We start from the raw sequence: 897 nt of genomic DNA, 5'->3' as shown, positions 1-897 counted from the left end.
CGTGACCAAGTCAGAAACTTATAGCCATGAAGAATTGACCCGCGATATGATTACCCAAATAGATGAGCCAACGAGAGTCTTGATTGAGGGGCCGATTGAAGTGGGCCATACTTTTGATAGTGACGGACGGCAACGTGAAATCACTGGTATCGATGTGCCTGTTGAAACGAAGACTGGCACTTACGAGACTTTAGAGATCAGTGAATACAGTGAAAATAGTATTCGAAGAGAGTATTATGCCCCAGATGTGGGACTGGTTTACGCAGAAGATGAAAGTACTGACCCTGAAGCGGATTATTTCGTCACTCAAATTTTGAGTCAGTTATCTTTTGAAGGTTGGGGTGAGGAGGTTACTTTCTACTATCCAAATGGCGAAGGTGAATTTGAACAAGCAAATGAAACGGTGGCTATGACGACCAATAATGATATGGCGCTGAAATTCACGCAGATTTTCCAGGGTGGCAACAGCGCGGACCAACAAATGATGGCTAACAGTGTTGATATCAATAGCATCAGTGTTGACGGTCAGGACCCAAGAGCGGGCAAGAATGTCTATGTTGACTTTAGCGAAAATATCAGTGAATTGGCGGATGATCCACAAGGGAAGGCTAAGTTGGATGCCATGATGGCAACGGTGGTCCAGTATTATAATGCTGACTACATTCAACCTACTATTGAAGGCGACTATATGGTCATTGAGGGGGTTGTTGAATTAACCAAAGCTTATCCATTATACGAAGTCCCTGAAAATATTCAGCCTTGAATGACAGGTAAATCGACAGATAAAGATGACAAAATGAACGCTCAGCCTGAATCTAGCTGGGCGTTTAATAATGGGTGCTCAGCAAAAACTGCTTGCCTTTTTTAAAATAGTAGTAAACTAGGATGAAAAAGTCA

Annotated in this window: 1 protein-coding gene; it reads left to right on the top strand. The window is 42.7% G+C overall.

Annotation, left to right across the window (positions count from 1 at the left end):
• On the top strand, positions 1-763 hold a 763-nt coding region (locus ACRCJ0_RS16050; protein WP_431391167.1), incomplete at its 5' end, for a GerMN domain-containing protein.
• Positions 764-897: the final 134 nt, after the last annotated feature.

The organism is Aerococcus sp. L_32 (genome assembly GCF_050689315.1).
This window is presented reverse-complemented; position numbering and strand designations above follow the sequence as displayed.